An 18,355-nucleotide genomic window follows, 5' to 3' on the forward strand; every position below is an offset into this window, starting at 1 on the left:
TAGCGATCATGACAGCGGGTTCCCGGGGTGACGTGGCCCCCTTCACCGGCCTGGGGCACGGTCTGGCGCGGGCCGGACACGAGGTCACCCTGGTCACCCACAGCCGCTTCGAGCCACTGGCGGCCCGGGCCGGTCTGAGGTTCCACGCCCTGCCGGTCGACCCGCGGGCGGAGCTGGAGTCCTCGCGAGGACGGGCCCTGCACCGCAGTACGACCGGCGTGGGCAAGCTGGTGCGGGTGGTCGCGATGGCCCGGACGCTGGCCGTGGAGATGACCGACGATCTGGTGGCCGCCGCCCGGTCGAGCGACGCGCTGCTGCTGTCCGGGTCGGTGACCCCGCTGGGGCACGCCGTCGCCGAGGGCCTCGGACTGCCCAGCCTGGGTCTCAATCTCCAACCCCTCGCCGCCCCCCGGGAGTTCGCGCCGCCCATGCTGGGCATCGGCTCCTGGGGCGCGCTCGGCAACCGGGTCGCCGGGCTGGGCCTGAACCTCGCCGTGGAGCAGGTCTTCTCCGCGGCCCTCCCCCCGGTGCGCAGCCGCCTGGGCCTGCCGGCGGTGGGCACGGCCGCGGCACTGCGGGCCCGGGACCGGCAGGGCTGGCCGGTCCTGCACGGATTCAGCCCACGCGTGGTCGCCCGGCCCCGGGACTGGCGGCGCGGGCTCGATGTGGCGGGCTACTGGTGGCCGTACGACGGAGAAGTGCCGCTCCCCGACGCGCTGCGGGAGTTCCTCGACGCCGGGCCGCCGCCGGTGTTCGTCGGGCTCGGCAGCGCGACGGTGCCCGATCCCGCGAGGGTCAGCGCGGAGATCGTGCGGGCGCTGCGGCTGGCCGGGCTGCGCGGAGTCGTCCAGCGCGGGTGGGCGGGGCTGGCGGCGACGGGGGACGACATGCTGACGATCGACGAGGTGCCGCACTCGGCACTCTTCCCGCGGATGGCGGCGGTGGTCCACCACGCGGGCGCGGGCACGACGGCGGCGGGCCTGCGCGCCGGGGTACCGGCCGTACCGGTCCCGATCCAGTTCGACGAGAGCTTCTGGGCGGCGAGGCTGGTCGAACTGGGCGTGGCACCGCGCGCGGTGCCCCTGCGGCGCCTGACCGGCGACACCCTGGGGGCGGCCCTGACCGAGGCGACTCGAGACCCCGCCCGTCGGGAGCGGGCACGGTCACTGGGGGCGCACATCCGGGAGGAGGACGGGGTGACACCTGTGGTCAAGGCGGTGAACAGCCTGAGGCGGTGAAGGAGGCCCGCGCCCCGCCGACTGCCGCGCTCACCGCTCACCACCGGCCGCCCCGCTCACCAGCGACGGCTGCTCCTGCCGCCCACCGCCGACGGGCCGCGCCCACCACCAAAGCCGCGCTCACCCCCGCCCCGTATCCCACCCCGGCGGCTGAAGGATCCCCACCAGCTGCCGGACCAGTTCCTCCACCACCTCGTCCAGCGTCGCGCCCACCCACCCCGCGTTCCAGTCGTGCAGGAGGCCGTTCACGCTGCCGATGAACGCCGTCGCCGCGAGGCGGAAGTCACGCGGCGCCGCCTCACCCCGGGCCACCGCCCGCTCCGCCTCGGCGCACACCAGGTCGACCCAGTGCGCCCGGCGGGCCAGCCGCTGCTCCTCCATGCGCTCGCTGACCCCGATGATCTCCACGAACGTGATCCGCACCCGCCGCGGGTCGGAGGTGACGTTGGCGGCGTAGGCGCGGAAGATGGCCGCCGCCCGCTCGGCCAGCGGCAGCTGGTCCGCGTCGGCCACCGCGGCCAGCACGGCCGCCGTCGCCCAGTCGTTGACCTCCAGGTGGAGCGCGGCCAGGACGTCCTCAAGGGTGTGGAACTCCTCGTAGAACTGGCGGGTGGACAGGCCCGCGGCCTCGCTGAGGGCGGCGACGGTCGTGGCGCGGTAGCCCGGAGCGTCCCCGAAGAGCTGGAGCGCCGCGTCCAGGAAACGGCGGCGACGCTCGGCCTGCCGCTCCGCGGCGGTCTTGCCGCCGTAGCGACCGGTCGGGGCCCTGAGCCTGCCCGTCACCGCACCTCCCGTTCGGGCCGGAACGTCCGGCCTCCAGTATGAGCGCCAATTTTGTCGTGTACGCAGTCTTGTGGAGAAGGCCGCCCCTTCCTTACTTTGCAGTAAGTTCACTCTGAATCCGCACATCTTCAGATTCATCACATTGGCATGCCCACGTCACGAGCCGCCCAGAGGGAGACCCGTCATGCCCGCAATCCGCCCCAGGCACCTGTGTGCCCTGGCCGCCGCCGTCGTCCTGACCGTCACCGCCCCCGCGACCGCCGCCTCCGCCGCGGACACCGCCGCCCTGCGCGAGGTGCTCTTCGTGGGCAACAACTGGGACGGCACGGCCGACGTCATCAAGTCCTCCGGCGACCTGGCGAAGATCGGCCGGATCAACGTCATCCCCGACAAGGCCGCCCGGATGGCGGAGATCAACGCCGACCCGATCAAGTGGATCTACTTCATGGCGATCCGCAACAGCGTCGGCGAGGGCCACGACCAGTTCGTCGACGACATGTACTCCACCCCGGACGGCAAGTCGGTGGTCGTCTCGCGGCCCAGCTTCGCGGACGTGGTCTCCATCGACCTGGCCACCGGGAACATCAACTGGCGCTTCAAGGTCTCGGGTTACCGCGCGGACCACATGGCGGTCTCCCCCGACGGCACCCGGGTCGCGGTGTCGGCCTCGACCGCGAACACCGTGCACGTGCTGAACATCAACACCGGCCAGCAGCTCGGCTCCTTCGCCACCGGCGACAAGCCGCACGAGAACATCTTCACCAAGGACGGCAAGTACATCTGGAACATGGCGATCGGTGACGTCAACACCGACTCCGACGCCCCCTGGTTGGACTGGACGAAGGGCGACCGGCACATCACGGTGGTGGACGCGACCACCTACAAGCAGGTCAAGATCATCGACATGCGGGACAAGCTGAACGCGATCGGTCTCACGGACTACTCGGACGCGGTCCGGCCCGCCGTGTTCTCGCCCGACGAGTCCAAGCTGTACTTCCAGGTGTCGTTCTTCAACGGCTTCTTCGAGTACGACGTGGCCACCGACAGGATCACCCGTACCAAGACCCTGCCCAAGAACCCGGCGACCAGCGACGACCGCACCACCATGGTCAACGACTCGCGCCACCACGGCATTTCCATGAGCCCGGACGGCAGCAAGCTGTGTGTCGCGGGCACGATGGACGACTACGCGACGGTGGTCAACCGCACGACCCTCCAGGAGGGCCCGCTCGTCCCGGCGTCGAAGCCCTACTGGGCCACCGTCAGCGGGGACGGCAAGAGCTGTGTGGTCTCCGAGAGCGGCGCCGACCAGGTCACCGCGATCGACTTCGCCACCGGACAGAAGACCGCGTCGGTGGCGGTGGGCGACCACCCGCAGCGGGTACGGCTCGGACACGTGGCCGCGGACTGGACGAGCCCGGCGTCCTGAGTTCCGCCGCTCGCCCGGACGCCTTCGACCGCTCCGTTCCCGTTCGCCGGGGCGGAGCGGTCAGTCGTGGTCGAGGCGTTGGAGGATGCACTCGAAGTCGCCGGTGTCGAGCAGGCCGACGAGCACGCGGGTCATGCTGTCGACACCGGGATCGCGGACGATCAGGCCGTCGGAGCACCAGAAGAAGCGGCCGTCCAGGTCCTCGCCGGTTCGTGCCCCCTTCTCCATGATCCGCTCGACCTCGGCGAGCGTGAACACCGTCGCGCTCCAGCGGGAGCCGTCCGCCGTCAGCCGTACCTCCACATCGACGTTGCAGACGTCCTCCAGGGCCTCGTCCACGTTCGGCAGGAACGAGGCCACGAACCGATCCGTCCGCACGCGATACCAGGGCTCGTCCCAACTTCCTTCCATCACAGCGGAGTCGGTCACCCGGCGAGTATGCCGACCCGTCTCGGCACACTCAACCGGGTTCCTCCAAGCGCGGCCGGGGTCAGCCGATCTTCGACGCCGCCCAGGACGCCAGCTCGGACTTGGCCGCGTTGAGCGCGGACGCGGACGGTGAGGTCGCCCCGTTGGTCACCAGCGCGTAGTGCAGGACGCCCGAGTCCGCGTCGGTGAGCAGGAGCCGTCGGCTGCCCGTGCCGCCCGGTTCGACAGCCGCCCCGATCGGGGTCGAGGAGGTGTACGCCGGAGGGCCGTAGACCGTGCCCAGGTCGGAGACGACCGTGGTCGACGCGGTCGGGAAGGAGGCGGGGAGATGGAGTTCGGTGGGTGCCGAAGCGCTGCCCGAGCGCCACACCAGCAGCGCGTACTGGCCGGAGCCGACCAGCGACGACACGTTGGGCAGACTGCTCGGCACCGGATTCCAGGTCAGGGTCGTGGAGCCGTCGCGTGAGCGGTCCTCGTAGGTGAAGGCGACCGTGGAGCCGGAGGTGGCGCTCGGGTAGATCCGGTCCAGCAGCCGGGCGTCCTGGCGGAGCACCGCCGTACCGGAGTCGTCGAGTTTCACGGCCGACAGGTCCTCGTCGTTCCAGGCGTCGCCCGAGGTCATGACCTTGTCGGGGTTGTCGTTCATCAGCTCGTGGTGACGGCCGTTGTAGATGTCCCACTGCCATTGCGTCCCGGACAGGACCGGGCCCGAACTCGCGGGCGTGGACCACCAGTTGGCGCCCTTCACCCGGGAGTCGAGGGCCTGGTACATGGCCTTGAGGACGGTCGGCGCCTTGCCTGCGGTGGCGCCGTTCAGCGGGTGCCCGAACTCGCTGACGATCGCCGTGGTCCCGGTCGCCGAGGCGCGGTCCCGGACGGTGCCGAAGTCGCTCACGTACTGGCCGTCGGAGGCGTTGCCCCACATCAGGATGCCGGAGATGGCCTTCTGGTCGTAGAAGTGGGTGTTGAAGACGTACCGGGAGCCGAGCGTGCCGACGTCGAGGAGCCCGCCCTCCTCCTTGCTGACGTTGCCGTTCCAGAAGAGGTTCGGCTCGACCATGGCGGGCTTGTCCGTCCAGCCGGCCGCGTCCATCCGGGCCCGGAACTTCACGTAGAAGGGCCACAGCACGTCCCGTTCCCAGGTGCGGCTGTTCTGACCGGAGTCGTAGGTGCCGGCGTAGGGCTCGTTGTACGGGTCGAAGCCGACCACGCCCGCGAACTCCTCGGCGGAGAGGTTGGCCTTGATGTACGCCATCGTCTTCTGGGCGGTGGCCAGGAAGTAGTCCTGGAGGCCGTACCGGTTGTGCCAGAAGTCGTACTGGCCGGCCTTCACCGCGCCGTTCTGGGTGATGTTCTGGCCCCATGTGAAGCAGATCCCGCAGGACTCGGCCGAGTAGGTGCCGAGTGCCACCGCCCAGGCGGGGGCGCCGTCGCCGGTGTACCAGCTGCCCGAGTTGAACAGCCAGCGCGAGTACAGGTCCTGGTGGAAGTCGGGGTAGACCCGGATGCCGGCGTCGAGGAACGCGCGCATCTGTGCGGTGGCGTCGGCAAGGTACGTGGTGTCGACCTGGCCCTTCACCGGTTCCGCGTAGGCCCAGGACAGCAGGAAGCGGACGGAGTTGCCGCCGCCGAGGGCTCTGAGGGCACTCGCCGACTTCTTGGCGTCGGCGACCGAGGCGAAGGGCAGGCCCTTGTTCTCGGCGAGCTTGGTCTCGCCGGAGACGTTGTAGCCGCGCAGCACGACCTCGCGGCCGGCTGCGTCGACGAAGCGGCCGTTCGCCACGGTGAGGGCGGTGCCGTCGAAGGACAGGGAGTCGGCGATGGTGGCGGCGGAGGCGGACGGGGTTCCCGCGACCGTCAGGAATCCACAGAGGACAACCAGAACAACGAGCAGACGCGCACGCATATTCGGCATGTCCATAACAGTCCGACTCATCCGGCACACCGTCAACACTTATGACTGATGAGTAAGTTTCAGCTTTTTCGGGTAGGGGTCGCCCGATACGGGACCGGCCCGTGGGTGACCGCCGCGTAGTGCCCGAAGGCGCTCTCCATCTCGCCCTCGCCGCGGGTCAGTCCGGGCAGCCGCTGCTCCAGCTCGTGCAGCCGGGCCGCCGGAATCAACCCCTCCACACAGCAGGTGTCGCCACGGATCCCGGTGCTCTCCGGTACGGCCCGCAGCGCGGCCAGCACCGGGAGCAGGGCCCCCAGGGTGTCGGCCGGGGCCTCGACGCGGAACCGGTCGAGGGGCTCGTGGACCCGGGTCCCCGCCCTGCGCAGCGCCTGGTCGAGGACCAGCGGGGTGACGCCCCGGAAGTCGGCGCCGGTGCTGGACATGCTCTTGTTGAAGCCCTGGTGGGCGTGGCTCTGCCGGGGCGAGTACCCGCAGTGGGTCATGGTGACCGTGCAGTCGGGCACGGGCCAGCCGTACAGGCCGTGTCCGAGGGTCTCGCGCACGGTGTCCTCGACGGCCCGGAAGAAGGCGTACGGCATGGCACCGAGCTCCACCTCAAGGCGGAACTCGACTCCGGAGCCCACCGGGGCCGGCTCGACGCGCAGGCCGACGGTGGCGAGGAAGGGGTTGCCGCCCTGCTTGTTGAACTCGACCGCCGAGCCGGTGCCGACCAGCCGCTCGACGCACAGCGGGGTGGTCTCGCGGAAGGTGACGTCGAGCCCGAACTCCTCGGCGAGGGTGGCCTGGACGACCTCCTTCTGGACCTCGCCGTACAGCGAGACGGAGGTCTCCTGGCGGACCTCGTCGTGCCGCAGGTCGATCAGCGGGTCCTGCTCGGCGAGCTGGGTGAGGGCGAGGTGGAGGGACCTGGTGTCGGTGTCCGGACCCGGTACGACGACCGTCTCGAGGGTGGGCGGCGCGAAGAAGTGGCCGTGCGCCTTGCGGGGTTCGCCGAGGGCGTCGCCGATACGGACGCCGGTCAGCCCCCACAGCTTGGCGATCCGGCCCGCGGGGACGGTGTCCCGGCGCTGCTCGGTGCCGCCGTCGAAGACGCCGATCGCGGTGACGAGGCCTTCGGTGCGGGCCTCGCCGAACGGCACCCGGTCTCGGGTGCGGAGCGTGCCGGAGAACATCCGCGTGTACGCGACCTTCTCCCCCGCCGGTCCCCGCTCGACCTTGAACACCGTGCCGCTGACGGGCCCCTCGGGGTCCCCGCCGGCGGCGGGCAGCAACTCCTTGATGCCGGTGATCAGTTCGGGCACGCCCGCGCCGGTGACCGCGGACCCGAAGTACACCGGGTGCACCAGGGCCTGCCGGGTCTGTGCCACGAGTGCCCGGCGCAGCCGACCCGCGTCGACCCGCTCCTCCACCCAGGCCGACAGCAGGTCGTCGTCATGGTCCGCGAGGACGTCACAGGGTCCGATCCCGGGGTGGAAACGGGCCTCGCGGGTGCCGAGTGCGGACACCGTGCCCATCGGGACGATCGCCGGGGTGAGCCGCTCGGTGAGGGACCGCAGGAGGCCGTCCTGGCGCGCTCCCCGTCGGTCGATCTTGTTGACGAACACGAGGGTGGGGATGCGCAGTCGCTGGAGGGTCCGCATCAGGACCCGGGTCTGCGCCTGGACGCCCTCGACGGCCGAGACCACCAGGACCACTCCGTCGAGGACCCCGAGGACGCGCTCCACTTCGGCGATGAAGTCGGGGTGGCCGGGGGTGTCGATGAGGTTGACGGTGACGTCGTCGACCGTGAAGGAGACGACGGCGGACTTGATGGTGATGCCGCGCCGGCGCTCCAGCGCGAGGGTGTCGGTCCGGGTGCTGCCGGCGTCGACACTGCCGAGCTCGTCGATGACTCCGACCGAGTGCAGCAGCCGCTCGGTCAGGCTGGTCTTACCGGCGTCGACATGGGCGAGGATCCCGAGGTTGAGCAGGTGCACGAAGCGTCATGTCCTTTGGAGAGAGGGAGATTCCTTCCGGGCTGGACATGGACGCAGTGCGCATTGCGGCTCCTGGATCGTGCGACGGCTTGGACACCCCGAAGTGCAGCAGGCAACGGTCCGCGGCGGCAACGGATTAACGCTCAACCATTCGCGTCCCGGCTCTCGCCCCCTCCCCGCGACAGTCCTAGAGTGACGCACATCACGTCCGTGGTCCTGGGAGGGCACATGACCCGTATCTCGGTGAAGGTGGACGGCACGGTGTATCAGGACGAGGTGGAGCCTCGTCTTCTGCTGATCCACTACCTGCGTGACCGGCTCGGTCTGACCGGCACCCCGATCGGCTGCGACACCTCCAACTGCGGGGCGTGCACGGTCGATCTGGACGGGGTGAGCGTCAAGAGCTGCTCGGTGCTCGCCGTCCAGGCCGACGGCAGCGAAGTGACCACGGTCGAGGGGCTGGCCACCGACGGCGAGTGGACGGGCCTCCAACGCGCCTTCCACGAGCGGCACGCGCTCCAGTGCGGCTACTGCACCCCCGGCATGCTCATGGCCGCGCGCGACCTGCTGCGCGAGCACCCGCATCCGACCCCGGACGAGGTGCGCCACGCCCTGGAGGGCAACCTGTGCCGCTGCACGGGCTACCAGAACATCGTGCGGGCCGTGCTGGCCGCGGCCGACGAGGGGGTGACGACATGAGCGAGGTCGGCACCGCCCGGCTCCGCAAGGAGGACGCCCGGCTCGTCACCGGGCAGACCCGCTGGACCGACAACATCGACACCGCCGGCCTGCTCCACCTGGCCGTCCTGCGCAGCCCGATGGCTCACGCGCGCGTGGACCGCGTCGACGTCTCCCCCGCGCTCGAACGACCCGGTGTGGTCGCCGCGTTCAGCGGCGCCGACCTCGCGGACGGCATGGGCTCGCTGCCCTGCGCCTGGCCGGTGACCGAGGACATCGTGCTGCCGGACCATCCGCCCGTCGCGGTGGACGAGGTGCGCTACGCCGGTGACCCGGTGGCCGTGGTGGTGGCCCGCGACCGGTACGCGGCCGCCGACGCCCTGGAGGCGATCGAGGTCGACTACACCCCACTGCCCCCGGTCCTGGACCTGGAGGCCGCGCTGGCCGAGGGCGCCGCGCTGGTCCACTCCGACAAGGGCACCAACCGCTGCTACGACTGGCCGCTGCGCACCGGCGAGGACTTCGAGGCGGTACGGCGGCGCGCCGAGGTCACCCTCAAGCGCCGCTACCACCAGCAGCGGCTCATCCCCAACGCGATGGAGCCGCGCGCGGTCGTCGTCACCCCGGTCGCCGCCGCGGACGAGTACACCGTGTACTCCTCCACCCAGATCCCGCACGTCCTCAGGGTCATGCTCGCCGTCGTCACCGGCGTCCCCGAGCACAAGCTGCGGGTGGTCGCCCCCGACGTGGGCGGCGGCTTCGGCTCCAAGCTCCAGGTGTACGGCGAGGAGGCGATCGCCCTCACGGTCGCGCGCCGCCTCGGACGAGCCGTGAAGTGGACCGAGTCCCGCTCGGAGGGCTACCTGGCGACCCATCACGGCCGGGGCATGATCCAGGACATCGAGATCGCCGCGAACCGCGACGGCCGGCTGCTGGGCCTCAAGGTGGACCTGCTCGCCGACATGGGCGCCTACCTGATGCTGGTCACCCCGGGCATCCCGGTCCTGGGCGCCTTCATGTACCCGGGCATCTACAAGATGGACTCCTACGAGCTGAACATCACCGGCGTCTTCACGACCAGGACACCGACCGACGCCTACCGCGGCGCCGGGCGCCCGGAGGCGACGTACGCCATCGAGCGGATCATGGACGAGCTCGCGGTCGAACTCGGCCTGGACCCGGTGGAGTTGCGGCGCCGGAACTGGATACGGCACGAGGAGTTCCCGTACACCACGATCGCCGGGCTGACCTACGACAGCGGCAACTACGAGGCGGCGACCGACAAGGCGCTCGCGCTGTTCGACTACGACAAGCTCCGTGCCGAGCAGGCGGACCGGAGCCGGCGGGGCGACACCGTGCGGCTCGGGATCGGGGTGTCGACGTACACCGAGATGTGCGGGCTGGCCCCGAGCCGGGTGCTGAGGGACCTCAGGTACGCGGCCGGCGGCTGGGAGGCGGCGAGCGTGCGCATGCTGCCGACCGGGAAGGTCGAGGTGGTCACCGGGACCAGTCCGCACGGGCAGGGGCATGTGACCAGCTGGAGCCAGATCGCGGCCGATGTGCTCGGGGTGCCCTTCGAGGACGTGCAGGTCGTGCACGGGGACACCAGGTCGGCCCCGCAGGGCATGGACACCTACGGCTCGCGCTCGCTGGTGGTCGGCGGCACGGCCGTGCATCGGGCGGCCACGAAGGTGGTGGACAAGGCCCGCAGGGTCGCGGCCCATCTGCTCGAAGCCAGCGAGCGGGACCTGGAGTTCGCGGACGGCGTCTTCTCCGTGAAGGGCTCGCCCGACGCGCGCAGGACGATCCAGGAGGTCGCCTTCGAGACGTTCACCTCGCACGACCTGCCCGACGGGGTGGAACCGACCATCAACGCGGGCCAGGTGACCGACCCGGACAACTTCTCCTACCCGCACGGCACCCACCTGTGCGCGGTGGAGGTCGACACCGAGACCGGGCAGACCCGGATCAGGTCGTACGTCGCCGTCGACGACGTCGGCCGGGTCGTCAACCCGATGATCGTCGAGGGCCAGGTGCACGGCGGACTCGCGCAGGGCATCGCGCAGGCCCTGTACGAGGAGGCGGTCTACGACGACGAGGGCAACCTGGTCTCCGGCACGATGGCCGACTACCTGGTGCCGTCGGCCCCGGACCTGCCCGAGTTCGTGACGGACCGGACGGAGACGCCCGCGACCTCGAATCCCCTGGGCGTCAAGGGAGTCGGCGAGGCCGGCACCATCGCGTCCACCCCGGCCGTCGTCGGCGCGATCGTGGACGCGCTGCGTCCGCTCGGCGTACGGGACGTGCGGATGCCCTGCACGCCCGAACGGGTCTGGCAGGCACTGAAGGAGGCCTCGGCATGATTCCCCCGACCTTCGACTACGCCCGCCCGAGCAGCGTCGAGGACGCGGTCCGGGTCCTCGCGGAGGGCGGCGAGGACGCCAAGGTGCTGGCCGGCGGACAGAGCCTGCTGCCGTTGCTGAGGCTGCGGCTGGCCTTTCCCGAACTGGTCGTGGACGTGGGCCGGGTCCCCGGGCTGACCGGGGTCCGCGAGGAGGGCGACACGCTGGTCGTCGGCGCGCTCACCACCCACCACGACGTGGTCCGCGACCCGCTGGTCCGCCGCCACGCGGGCCTCCTCGCCGCCGCCACGGCCGGCGTCGGCGATCCCGCCGTACGGCACCGGGGCACCCTCGGCGGTTCGCTGGCGCACGCCGACCCGGCCGGTGACCTGCCCGCCGTCGCGCTCGCCCTGGACGCCGAGCTGGTGGCCGTGGGTCCGGGCGGCCGGCGCGCGATCCCCGCGCGGGAGTTCTTCGTCGACTATCTGCAGACCGCGCTGGATCCGGACGAGCTGCTGGTGGAGATCCGGATCCCGAAGGCCGACGGCTGGGGCTTCCACTACGAGAAGTTCCATCGCGTGGCGCAGGCCTGGGCGGTCGTCGGGGTCGCCGTGCTGGTGCGGCGGGACGACGGGCACATCGCCGAGGCCCGGATCGGGCTCACCAACATGGGCTCCACTCCCCTGCGGGCCACGGCCACCGAGGAGGCGCTGACCGGCGGCGGGGACGCCCCGGCCGTGGCCCGGGCCGCGGAGTCGGCGGCGGAGGGGACCCGGCCGCCGCGGGACCTGTCGGGGTCGCCCGAGTACCGGGCGCAGCTCGCGCGGGTGCTGACCCGGCGGGCGGTGCTGGCCGCCGCCGGGATGGGGTGAGCGAGGGCGTGGACGGCCCGGAGGAGGTGCGGGCCCGCCTGGCGGAGACGGGGTACCTCGTCGACGACGGGCTGGCCGTCGCCTGCTTCCTGGCCCTCAGGCTGCACCGGCCGCTGTTCTGCGAGGGCGACGCGGGCGTGGGCAAGACCGCGCTCGCCGCCGCCCTCGCCGAGGCGCTCGGCGCTCCGCTGATCCGGCTCCAGTGCCACGAGGGCATCGACGCCTCGCAGGCCCTGTACGACTGGGACTTCCCCCGTCAGCTGCTGCATCTGCGGGCCGCCGAGGCGGCCGGTGCCGTGGACGCCGAGCGGATGGAGCGCGAGCTGTACGACCGCCGGTTCCTGGTGGCCCGGCCGCTGCTGCGGGCCCTGGAGACCGGGCCGTCGGTCCTGCTGATCGACGAGATCGACCGCGCCGACGACGAGTTCGAGGCGTTTCTGCTGGAGCTGCTGTCGGAGTTCTCGGTGACTGTTCCGGAGCTGGGAACCCTGCGGGCCGAGGTGCCGCCGGTGGTCGTGCTGACGTCGAACCGGACGCGTGAGGTGCACGACGCGCTGAAGCGGCGGTGCCTGTACCACTGGTTCGAGCATCCCGGCTTCGACCGTGAACTCGCCATCGTGCGGCGGCGGTTGCCTGGTGTGTCGAAGCGGCTGGCCGAGCAGGTGACGGGACTGGTGCAGACCCTGCGGGCCGAGGACCTGCTCAAGCCGCCGGGCGTGGCCGAGACGATCGACTGGGCCGAGGCGCTGGACGCGCTGGGGGCGAGCGAGGTGGACGCGGAGCTGGCGCTGGCGACCCTGGGGTCGGTGCTGAAGTACCGGGAGGACGCGGAGCGGGCGCGGGGCCCGCTGCTGACGGCCCTGCGGGACGGGTGATCGCGGTGACCGGGCGGGCCGACGCCGTCTTCCTCGCCTTCGTGCGCGCCCTGCGCCGGGCGGGTGTCGACGCGAGTGCCGAGCGGGTGCACGCCTTCCTGCGCGCGGTGGCGGAACTGGGACCGGCGCGGGTGTACTGGGCGGGGCGGCTGACCCTGTGCGCGAGCCACGAGGACCTGGAGCGCTACGACCAGGTGTTCGCGGACTGCTTCCGGGGCGCTCCGGCCGAGCGCCGGGTGGCCGCTCCCGCGCTGCGGCTCACGGTACGGGACGCCGGGGCCGGCCCCCGTCGCCGTACGGGCGAAGGACCCGAGGGACCGCGGGCCGCGGCGCTCGCCGGCTCCGCCGAGGTGCTCCGGCACCGCGACATCGCCGGCCTCGACCCCGCCGAACGGGCCGCCCTGCGCCGCCTCCTCGCCGCGTTCGCGCTGCCGGGGCAGACCCGGCGGACGGCGCGTCGGCGCCCGGCGGGGCGCGGGGCCGTCGATCCGCACCGGAGTGTGCGGGAGCTGCTGCGGCACGGCGGGGAGCCGGCCCGGCTGCGGCACCACGAGCGGTCGAAGCGGCCCCGCCGGGTCGTCCTGCTCGTCGACGTCAGCGGCTCGATGGCGCCGTACGCCGACGCGCTGCTGCGCTTCGCGCACGCGGCCGCCCGGGGCGGCCCCACGGAGGTGTTCACGATCGCCACCCGCCTCACCCGTGTCACCCGCGAGCTCTCGCACCGCGATCCGGACCTGGCGATGGCCGCGCTCGCCGCCGCGGTGCCGGACTGGCGCGGGGGTACCCGGCTGGGTGAGCTGGTGCGGGAGTTCCTCGACCGGTGGGGGCAGCGGGGCATGGCCCGGGGCGCGGTCCTCGTGCTGCTCTCGGACGGCTGGGAGCGTGGCGATCCGGAGCTGCTCGCCGCCCAGATGCGACGCTTGCGGCGGCTGGCGCACCGGGTGATCTGGGCCAATCCGCTGAAGGCGCGCCCGGGTTACGCACCCCTGGCCGCCGGGATGGCGGCGGCCCTGCCGAGCGTGGACGCGTTCGTCGAGGGGCACAGCCTGGCCGCGCTGGAGCGTCTGGCGGCGGTGGTGAAAGGAGCCGACGATGCGTGACATCCTCCCGGTGCTGAACCGCTGGTACACGGCAGGGGTGCCGTTCGGACTGGCCACGGTCGTCGCGACCAGCCGCAGCGCGCCGCGCGATCCCGGCGCGGCCATGGCCGTGGGCCCGGACGACGAGGTCGTCGGCAGCGTGTCCGGCGGCTGTGTCGAGGGGGCCGTCTTCGAGCTGGCCCAGGAGGTCGTGGCGAGCGGCGAGGCCCGTCTGGAGACCTTCGGGTACAGCGACGAGGACGCGTTCGCGGTGGGGCTGACCTGCGGCGGGGAGATCACCCTGCTGGTACGGCCCGTGACGGCCGCCCTCGACCCCGTGTTCGGCGAGGTCGCGGAGTCCGTCGCGGCAGGGCGCCCGGTGACCCTGGCGACGGTGACCGAGGGCCCCGCACCGCGCGGTGCCACGCTCGCTGTGTGGCCGGACCGGGTCGCGGGCACCCTGGGCACGACCGGTCTGGACGTGGCGGTCACCGCCGACGCGCGCGGTGAACTCGCCCAGGGGGCGACGGGGTCGCGGCACTACGGCCCGCGCGGCGAGCGGCGCGAGGACGCGGTCGGCGTCTTCCTGCACTCCTTCGCCCCGCCGCCGCGCATGCTGGTCTTCGGCGCGATCGACTACGCGGCCGCCGTCGCCCGGATCGGCGCCTTCCTCGGCTACCGGGTCACCGTGTGCGACGCCCGCCCGGTCTTCGCCACGCCGAAGCGCTTCCCGGAGGGCGTCGAGGTCGTCGTGGACTGGCCGCACCGCTATCTGCGGAGCACCGACACCGACGAGCGGACCGTGATCTGCGTGCTGACCCACGACCCGAAGTTCGACGTGCCGCTGCTGGAGGAGGCGCTGCGCCGGCCGGCGGCGTACATCGGGGCGATGGGCAGCCGCCGCACCCACGACGACCGGATGAAGCGGCTCACCGAATCGGGGCTGGCCGAGGCCGAGCTGTCCCGGCTGCGCTCGCCGGTCGGCCTGGACCTCGGGGCCCGTACGCCGGAGGAGGTCGCGGTGTCCGTGGCCGCCGAGATCGTCGCGCTGCGCTGGGGCGGCAGCGGTGCCCCGCTGACGGCGACGGCGGGGGCGATCCATCCGCCCTCATGAGGCTCAGCTGGAGGAGTCATGGAACTGCACCACGCGTTCACCGTGCCCGTGCCGGTCGACGAGGCCTGGCGGGCGCTGCTGGACATCGAGCGGGTCGCGCCCTGCATGCCCGGGGCCAGCGTCGAGGACTACGACGGCAAGACCGTGACCGGCTCGGTGAAGGTCAAGGTCGGGCCGGTCACGGTGACGTACAGGGGGACCGCCGTCTTCGAGGAGCAGGACGAGGGCGCGCACCGCATGGTGCTGATCGCGAGCGGCCGGGAGACCCGCGGCCAGGGCACCGCACGGGCCACCGTGACCGGCACGCTCACCGGGGCGGACGGCGGCGGTACGGCCGTCTCGGTGCGCACGGACCTCGCGGTGACCGGTCGCCCCGCGCAGTTCGGGCGGGGCGTGCTGGCGGAGGTCGGAGACCGGCTGGTCGGCCAGTTCGCCGGGTGTCTGGCAGAGCGGCTCGCCGAGCCGGAGACGGCGCCGGAGACCTCGCCGGAGGCGGGCCCGGTGGCCGCGGAGCCCGCCGACGAGCCGCTCGACCTGCTGCGCGCGATCGGCGTGCCGGTCGCGAAACGGGCGGGGGCCGCGGTGGCGGCGGCGGTCGTCGTGGGACTGGCGATCACCCGGCTGCGACGCCAGGGGAAACGGAGGGTGTGAGGCGCGTCCGCAGGGGTACGCGCCGAGCTACGGGTGAGGAGTCCGAAGCCCTCACCGCACCTCCGATCGGGAAGGAGGTCCGTGACAGAGTCCCAAGACAGCACCCGGGCCGCTCCCCTGCATGCGGAGCGGCCCGGACCTCGTGAGGGCGGGCGGCGCGCGTTCTCAGCGTGAGACCGGCCGGGGCGGCAGGCGGTGCAGCCGTACGTCCGTGAGGCGGCCGTCGGCCGCGGTCGCCGTCATGTAGGTGCAGTGCGGCTGGCGGCGGCGGTCGGTCGGTGAGCCGGGGTTGAGCAGCCGCAGTCCGCCGGGGGCGGTGGTGTCCCAGGGAATGTGGCTGTGGCCGAAGACCAGGACGTCGGTGTCGGGGTAGCGGACGGCACAGCGGGCCTCGCGGCCCTGGGCGGCACCGGTCTCGTGGACGACGGCGAAACGCAGGCCCCCGAGCTCGACGTACGCCACCTCGGGCAGCCGTGCGCGCAGTTCGGGCCCGTCGTTGTTGCCGTACACCCCGACGAGCCGGGCGCTGCGGCTCTCCAGCAGGTCGAGGGTGGCGGTGTCGACCCAGTCACCGGCGTGGAACACCACGTCGGCGCGCGGGAGTTCGTCGAGCAGCGGCGCCGGGAGCTCCTTGGCGCGCTTGGGCAGGTGGGTGTCGGACATCAGCAGCAGGCGCACGGCATCACCCTAGAGCGGTGGGAGGCCGGCCCCCGTCATATGAGGGGCGCGCCCGTGCCTGCCTCGAAGTACATGTCCCTGGCGCGGAACCGGCGAGGCCCCTCTGCCATCTATATCCACGCGGTACCACGATCGCGGCGTCCGCGCCCCGTGTGCCGCCGGTCAAAGCGGCCTGCTGCCACGGCACTTGCTCGGCGGCGTTAACATCGGCGCACAACGCGTCAATCCGTGACGCAAGCCACAAGCCACCCAAGGAGTCCGGACACCGATGCCGGTCAAGGTCAGCGTCGTCATCCCCGTCTACAACCCGGGGAACTACATCGAGGACTGCATCGCCTCGCTGCGCAGGCAGTCCCTGCCCCCGGACGAGTTCGAGGCGATCTTCGTCGACGACGGTTCGACCGACGACACGCCGGCCCGGCTGGACGCGGTGGCCGCCGAGGTCGAGAACATCAAGGTCATCCACCAGGAGGCCTCGGGCTGGTCCGGCAAGCCCCGCAACGTCGGGATCGCCGCCTCCGAGGGCGAGTTCGTCATGTTCGTCGACAACGACGACTACCTCGGCGACGAGGCCCTGGAGCGGATGTACGACTACGCGGTCGCCAACGGCGCCGACGTGGTCGTGGGCAAGATGGCGGGCAAGGGCCGGGGCGTGCCGGTGGAGCTGTTCCGCCGCAACCACCCGCGCGCCACCGTCGACAACGCCCCGCTGATCGACAGTCTCACGCCCCACAAGATGTTCCGCCGGGCCTTCCTCGACCGGATCGGTCTGCGCTTCCCGGAGGGGCGGCGCCGGCTGGAGGACCACGTTTTCGTCACGGAGGCGTATCTGCGCGCGGACAACGTCTCCGTGCTCAGCGACTACGTCTGCTACTACCACCTCAAGCGCGACGACGCCTCCAACGCGGGCTTCCAGCGCTTCGACCCGGTGGGCTACTTCGCGAACCTGCGCGAGGCGCTCGACGTCGTCGAGAAGTACACCGAGCCGGGGAAGACCCGCGACCGGCTGTTCCGCCGCTGGCTGCGCAACGAGATGGTCGAGCGGATGCGCGGCCGGCGGTTGCTCGCCGCTCCCGAGGACTACCGCCAGGAGCTCTTCCAGGAGATCCGCTCCGTGGTCGTCGAGCGCTTCGGGCCCGGTGTCGCGGCCGGCCTCCAGCCCACCCAGCAGGTCGTCGCCGCGCTGATCGCCGACGGCCGGCTCGACGACCTGGTCGCGTTCGCCGAGTGGGAGGTGTCCGTCACCGCGACGACCACCCCGGACGGCGTCGAGTGGGACGGCGGGCTGCTGCGGATCGGGCTGGCCGCCGAGCTCGCGTCGGGCGGCACGCCGATGACGTTCCCCGCGAAGGGCAGCAAGGAGCCGCTGGCCGGACCGCCGGCCTCCGTGCGGGAGGCGGTCGACTGGGTCGGCGCCCACAGCGTCGCCGGGTTCGGCCGGGCCACCGTCGAACTGCTGCTGACCGAGCGCACCAGCTCCGCCCAGTTCTTCCAGCCGGTGGAGTTCACCCGGGAGACGGTGCCGGCGGAGGGGGACGACCGGGTGCGTCTCGTCCTGCGCGGCACCGCGACCCTGGACCCGGCCACCGCGGCGGACGGCGGTCCGCTCGACGCCGGGCTGTACGACCTGTTCGTGCGGGTCAAGCTCGGCGGCTGGACCAAGCAGAGCCGGCTGGGGCCGGTCGCGCTCAAGGGACGTACGGCCGCGGACGCCGGGGTCGCCGGCGGCCGGGTGGTACTGCCGTACTGGACCGCGAAGCAGGGCACGCTCGCCCTGGACGTGGACACCGCGGGCAAGCGTCTGGAGCTCGGCCGTCTGACGCCCGGCGAGGTCACCGTCGCCGGCGACCGGGTCGAGGTGCCGGTGCCGTTCCACGTGCCCGGTGACACGCCGGTGCTGCTCAAGCTCACCGGGGGCTCCGGCACCGCGCCCCGGCAGGTGCCCGGCACGCTGCGTCCGCAGGGGGCCGCGGCCGTCCTGGAGGCCGTGCTGCCGCTCGGCGAGCTGGGAGGTGCGCCCTGGCAGGTCGCGCTGAGCCCGGCGCCCGAGGCCTCCGAACCGCGCTTCCACCCGCTGCCGTTCACCCTGCGGGTGAAGGCGGGCCGGGTCCAGGTCGCGGCCGTGCGTCCGCCCCGGCCCGGGGTCGGACAGCGCCTTGCGCGCCGGGCGAGACCGCTCGCCCGCAAGGTGCTCACCCGGATCCGGGCACGCGGCAAGTAGCGGCTGCGGGCAGGACACAGCGGTACGGGCAGGACAGCAGTACGAGCAGGACAGCAGTACGGGGAGGACGCCGGA

The 18,355-nt window shown here is 72.4% G+C and carries 15 protein-coding genes; 10 read left to right on the forward strand and 5 right to left on the reverse strand.

Annotated features, from left to right (window positions below; genetic code table 11):
* The first annotated feature begins 8 nt into the window (after positions 1-8).
* Positions 9-1,238, forward strand: a complete 1,230-nt coding sequence (locus tag ACFULQ_RS03990) for a glycosyltransferase (protein ID WP_383537779.1) — start codon at positions 9-11, stop codon at positions 1,236-1,238.
* A 120-nt stretch (positions 1,239-1,358) separates the two neighbouring features.
* Here the strand turns inward: ACFULQ_RS03990 and ACFULQ_RS03995 are convergent, their stop codons facing one another.
* A complete protein-coding gene (locus ACFULQ_RS03995) occupies positions 1,359-2,021 on the reverse strand; it encodes a TetR/AcrR family transcriptional regulator (protein WP_383537782.1) in 663 nt (220 codons plus the stop codon).
* A gap of 184 nt (positions 2,022-2,205) precedes the next feature.
* Between ACFULQ_RS03995 and ACFULQ_RS04000 the strand changes: the two genes are divergently transcribed.
* Complete coding sequence (locus ACFULQ_RS04000; protein ID WP_383537785.1) at positions 2,206-3,450, forward strand: YncE family protein; 1,245 nt, start codon at positions 2,206-2,208, stop codon at positions 3,448-3,450.
* Between the two features lie 60 nt (positions 3,451-3,510).
* Here the strand turns inward: ACFULQ_RS04000 and ACFULQ_RS04005 are convergent, their stop codons facing one another.
* From ACFULQ_RS04005 to ACFULQ_RS04015, 3 genes are all read right to left on the reverse strand, one after another.
* Entirely contained in the window at positions 3,511-3,861 is a 351-nt protein-coding gene (locus ACFULQ_RS04005) for a hypothetical protein (protein WP_383538123.1), read from the reverse strand.
* A gap of 79 nt (positions 3,862-3,940) precedes the next feature.
* On the reverse strand, positions 3,941-5,800 hold the full coding sequence (locus ACFULQ_RS04010; protein WP_383538125.1) for an endoglycosylceramidase: 1,860 nt from the start codon (positions 5,798-5,800) through the stop codon (positions 3,941-3,943).
* Between the two features lie 53 nt (positions 5,801-5,853).
* Complete coding sequence (locus tag ACFULQ_RS04015; RefSeq protein WP_383537788.1) at positions 5,854-7,770, reverse strand: GTP-binding protein; 1,917 nt, start codon at positions 7,768-7,770, stop codon at positions 5,854-5,856.
* Positions 7,771-7,998: 228 nt separating this feature from the next.
* On the opposite strand from ACFULQ_RS04015, the gene ACFULQ_RS04020 reads away from it, so the two are divergent.
* The 7 genes from ACFULQ_RS04020 to ACFULQ_RS04050 are packed head-to-tail and all read left to right on the forward strand — an operon-like array spanning position 7,999 to position 15,381.
* Positions 7,999-8,469: a (2Fe-2S)-binding protein gene (locus ACFULQ_RS04020; protein WP_383538127.1), complete on the forward strand. Its 471-nt coding sequence runs from the start codon at positions 7,999-8,001 to the stop codon at positions 8,467-8,469.
* A complete protein-coding gene (locus ACFULQ_RS04025; protein ID WP_383537791.1) occupies positions 8,466-10,811 on the forward strand; it encodes a xanthine dehydrogenase family protein molybdopterin-binding subunit in 2,346 nt (781 codons plus the stop codon). The genes ACFULQ_RS04020 and ACFULQ_RS04025 overlap by 4 nt, the downstream gene beginning before the upstream one ends.
* Entirely contained in the window at positions 10,808-11,662 is an 855-nt protein-coding gene (locus tag ACFULQ_RS04030; RefSeq protein WP_383537794.1) for an FAD binding domain-containing protein, read from the forward strand. Before ACFULQ_RS04025 ends, ACFULQ_RS04030 begins: the two co-directional genes overlap by 4 nt.
* Positions 11,663-11,670: 8 nt before the next feature.
* A complete protein-coding gene (locus ACFULQ_RS04035) occupies positions 11,671-12,537 on the forward strand; it encodes an AAA family ATPase (RefSeq protein ID WP_383537796.1) in 867 nt (288 codons plus the stop codon).
* Positions 12,537-13,637, forward strand: coding sequence for a VWA domain-containing protein (locus ACFULQ_RS04040; RefSeq protein WP_383538130.1), 1,101 nt, complete (start codon positions 12,537-12,539; stop codon positions 13,635-13,637). The genes ACFULQ_RS04035 and ACFULQ_RS04040 overlap by 1 nt, the downstream gene beginning before the upstream one ends.
* Positions 13,630-14,730 carry an XdhC family protein gene (locus tag ACFULQ_RS04045; RefSeq protein ID WP_383537799.1) on the forward strand — a complete coding sequence of 367 codons (1,101 nt, stop codon included), beginning with the start codon at positions 13,630-13,632 and terminating at the stop codon, positions 14,728-14,730. The genes ACFULQ_RS04040 and ACFULQ_RS04045 overlap by 8 nt, the downstream gene beginning before the upstream one ends.
* Before the next feature lie 18 nt (positions 14,731-14,748).
* Positions 14,749-15,381, forward strand: coding sequence for an SRPBCC family protein (locus ACFULQ_RS04050; RefSeq protein WP_383537802.1), 633 nt, complete (start codon positions 14,749-14,751; stop codon positions 15,379-15,381).
* A gap of 165 nt (positions 15,382-15,546) precedes the next feature.
* Here the strand turns inward: ACFULQ_RS04050 and ACFULQ_RS04055 are convergent, their stop codons facing one another.
* The gene (locus ACFULQ_RS04055; protein ID WP_383537805.1) at positions 15,547-16,059 is read right to left on the reverse strand and encodes a metallophosphoesterase family protein; all 513 of its coding nucleotides are present in this window, start codon (positions 16,057-16,059) and stop codon (positions 15,547-15,549) included.
* A 268-nt stretch (positions 16,060-16,327) separates the two neighbouring features.
* On the opposite strand from ACFULQ_RS04055, the gene ACFULQ_RS04060 reads away from it, so the two are divergent.
* Positions 16,328-18,280 (forward strand): glycosyltransferase family 2 protein, encoded by a 1,953-nt coding sequence (locus ACFULQ_RS04060; RefSeq protein WP_383537808.1) that lies wholly within the window; start codon positions 16,328-16,330, stop codon positions 18,278-18,280.
* Positions 18,281-18,355: the final 75 nt, after the last annotated feature.

The sequence above is a fragment of the Streptomyces sp. NPDC057253 genome (assembly GCF_042669125.1).
GTDB lineage: Bacteria > Actinomycetota > Actinomycetes > Streptomycetales > Streptomycetaceae > Streptomyces.

Coding starts and splice junctions, on each gene's coding strand:
- ACFULQ_RS03990 (WP_383537779.1), top strand. CDS start 9: ATGACAGCGGGTTCCCGGGGTGACGTGGCCCCCTTCACCGGCCTGGGG.
- ACFULQ_RS04000 (WP_383537785.1), top strand. CDS start 2,206: ATGCCCGCAATCCGCCCCAGGCACCTGTGTGCCCTGGCCGCCGCCGTC.
- ACFULQ_RS04005 (WP_383538123.1), bottom strand. CDS start 3,861: ATGGAAGGAAGTTGGGACGAGCCCTGGTATCGCGTGCGGACGGATCGG.
- ACFULQ_RS04010 (WP_383538125.1), bottom strand. CDS start 5,800: ATGGACATGCCGAATATGCGTGCGCGTCTGCTCGTTGTTCTGGTTGTC.
- ACFULQ_RS04020 (WP_383538127.1), top strand. CDS start 7,999: ATGACCCGTATCTCGGTGAAGGTGGACGGCACGGTGTATCAGGACGAG.
- ACFULQ_RS04025 (WP_383537791.1), top strand. CDS start 8,466: ATGAGCGAGGTCGGCACCGCCCGGCTCCGCAAGGAGGACGCCCGGCTC.
- ACFULQ_RS04030 (WP_383537794.1), top strand. CDS start 10,808: ATGATTCCCCCGACCTTCGACTACGCCCGCCCGAGCAGCGTCGAGGAC.
- ACFULQ_RS04045 (WP_383537799.1), top strand. CDS start 13,630: ATGCGTGACATCCTCCCGGTGCTGAACCGCTGGTACACGGCAGGGGTG.
- ACFULQ_RS04050 (WP_383537802.1), top strand. CDS start 14,749: ATGGAACTGCACCACGCGTTCACCGTGCCCGTGCCGGTCGACGAGGCC.
- ACFULQ_RS04060 (WP_383537808.1), top strand. CDS start 16,328: ATGCCGGTCAAGGTCAGCGTCGTCATCCCCGTCTACAACCCGGGGAAC.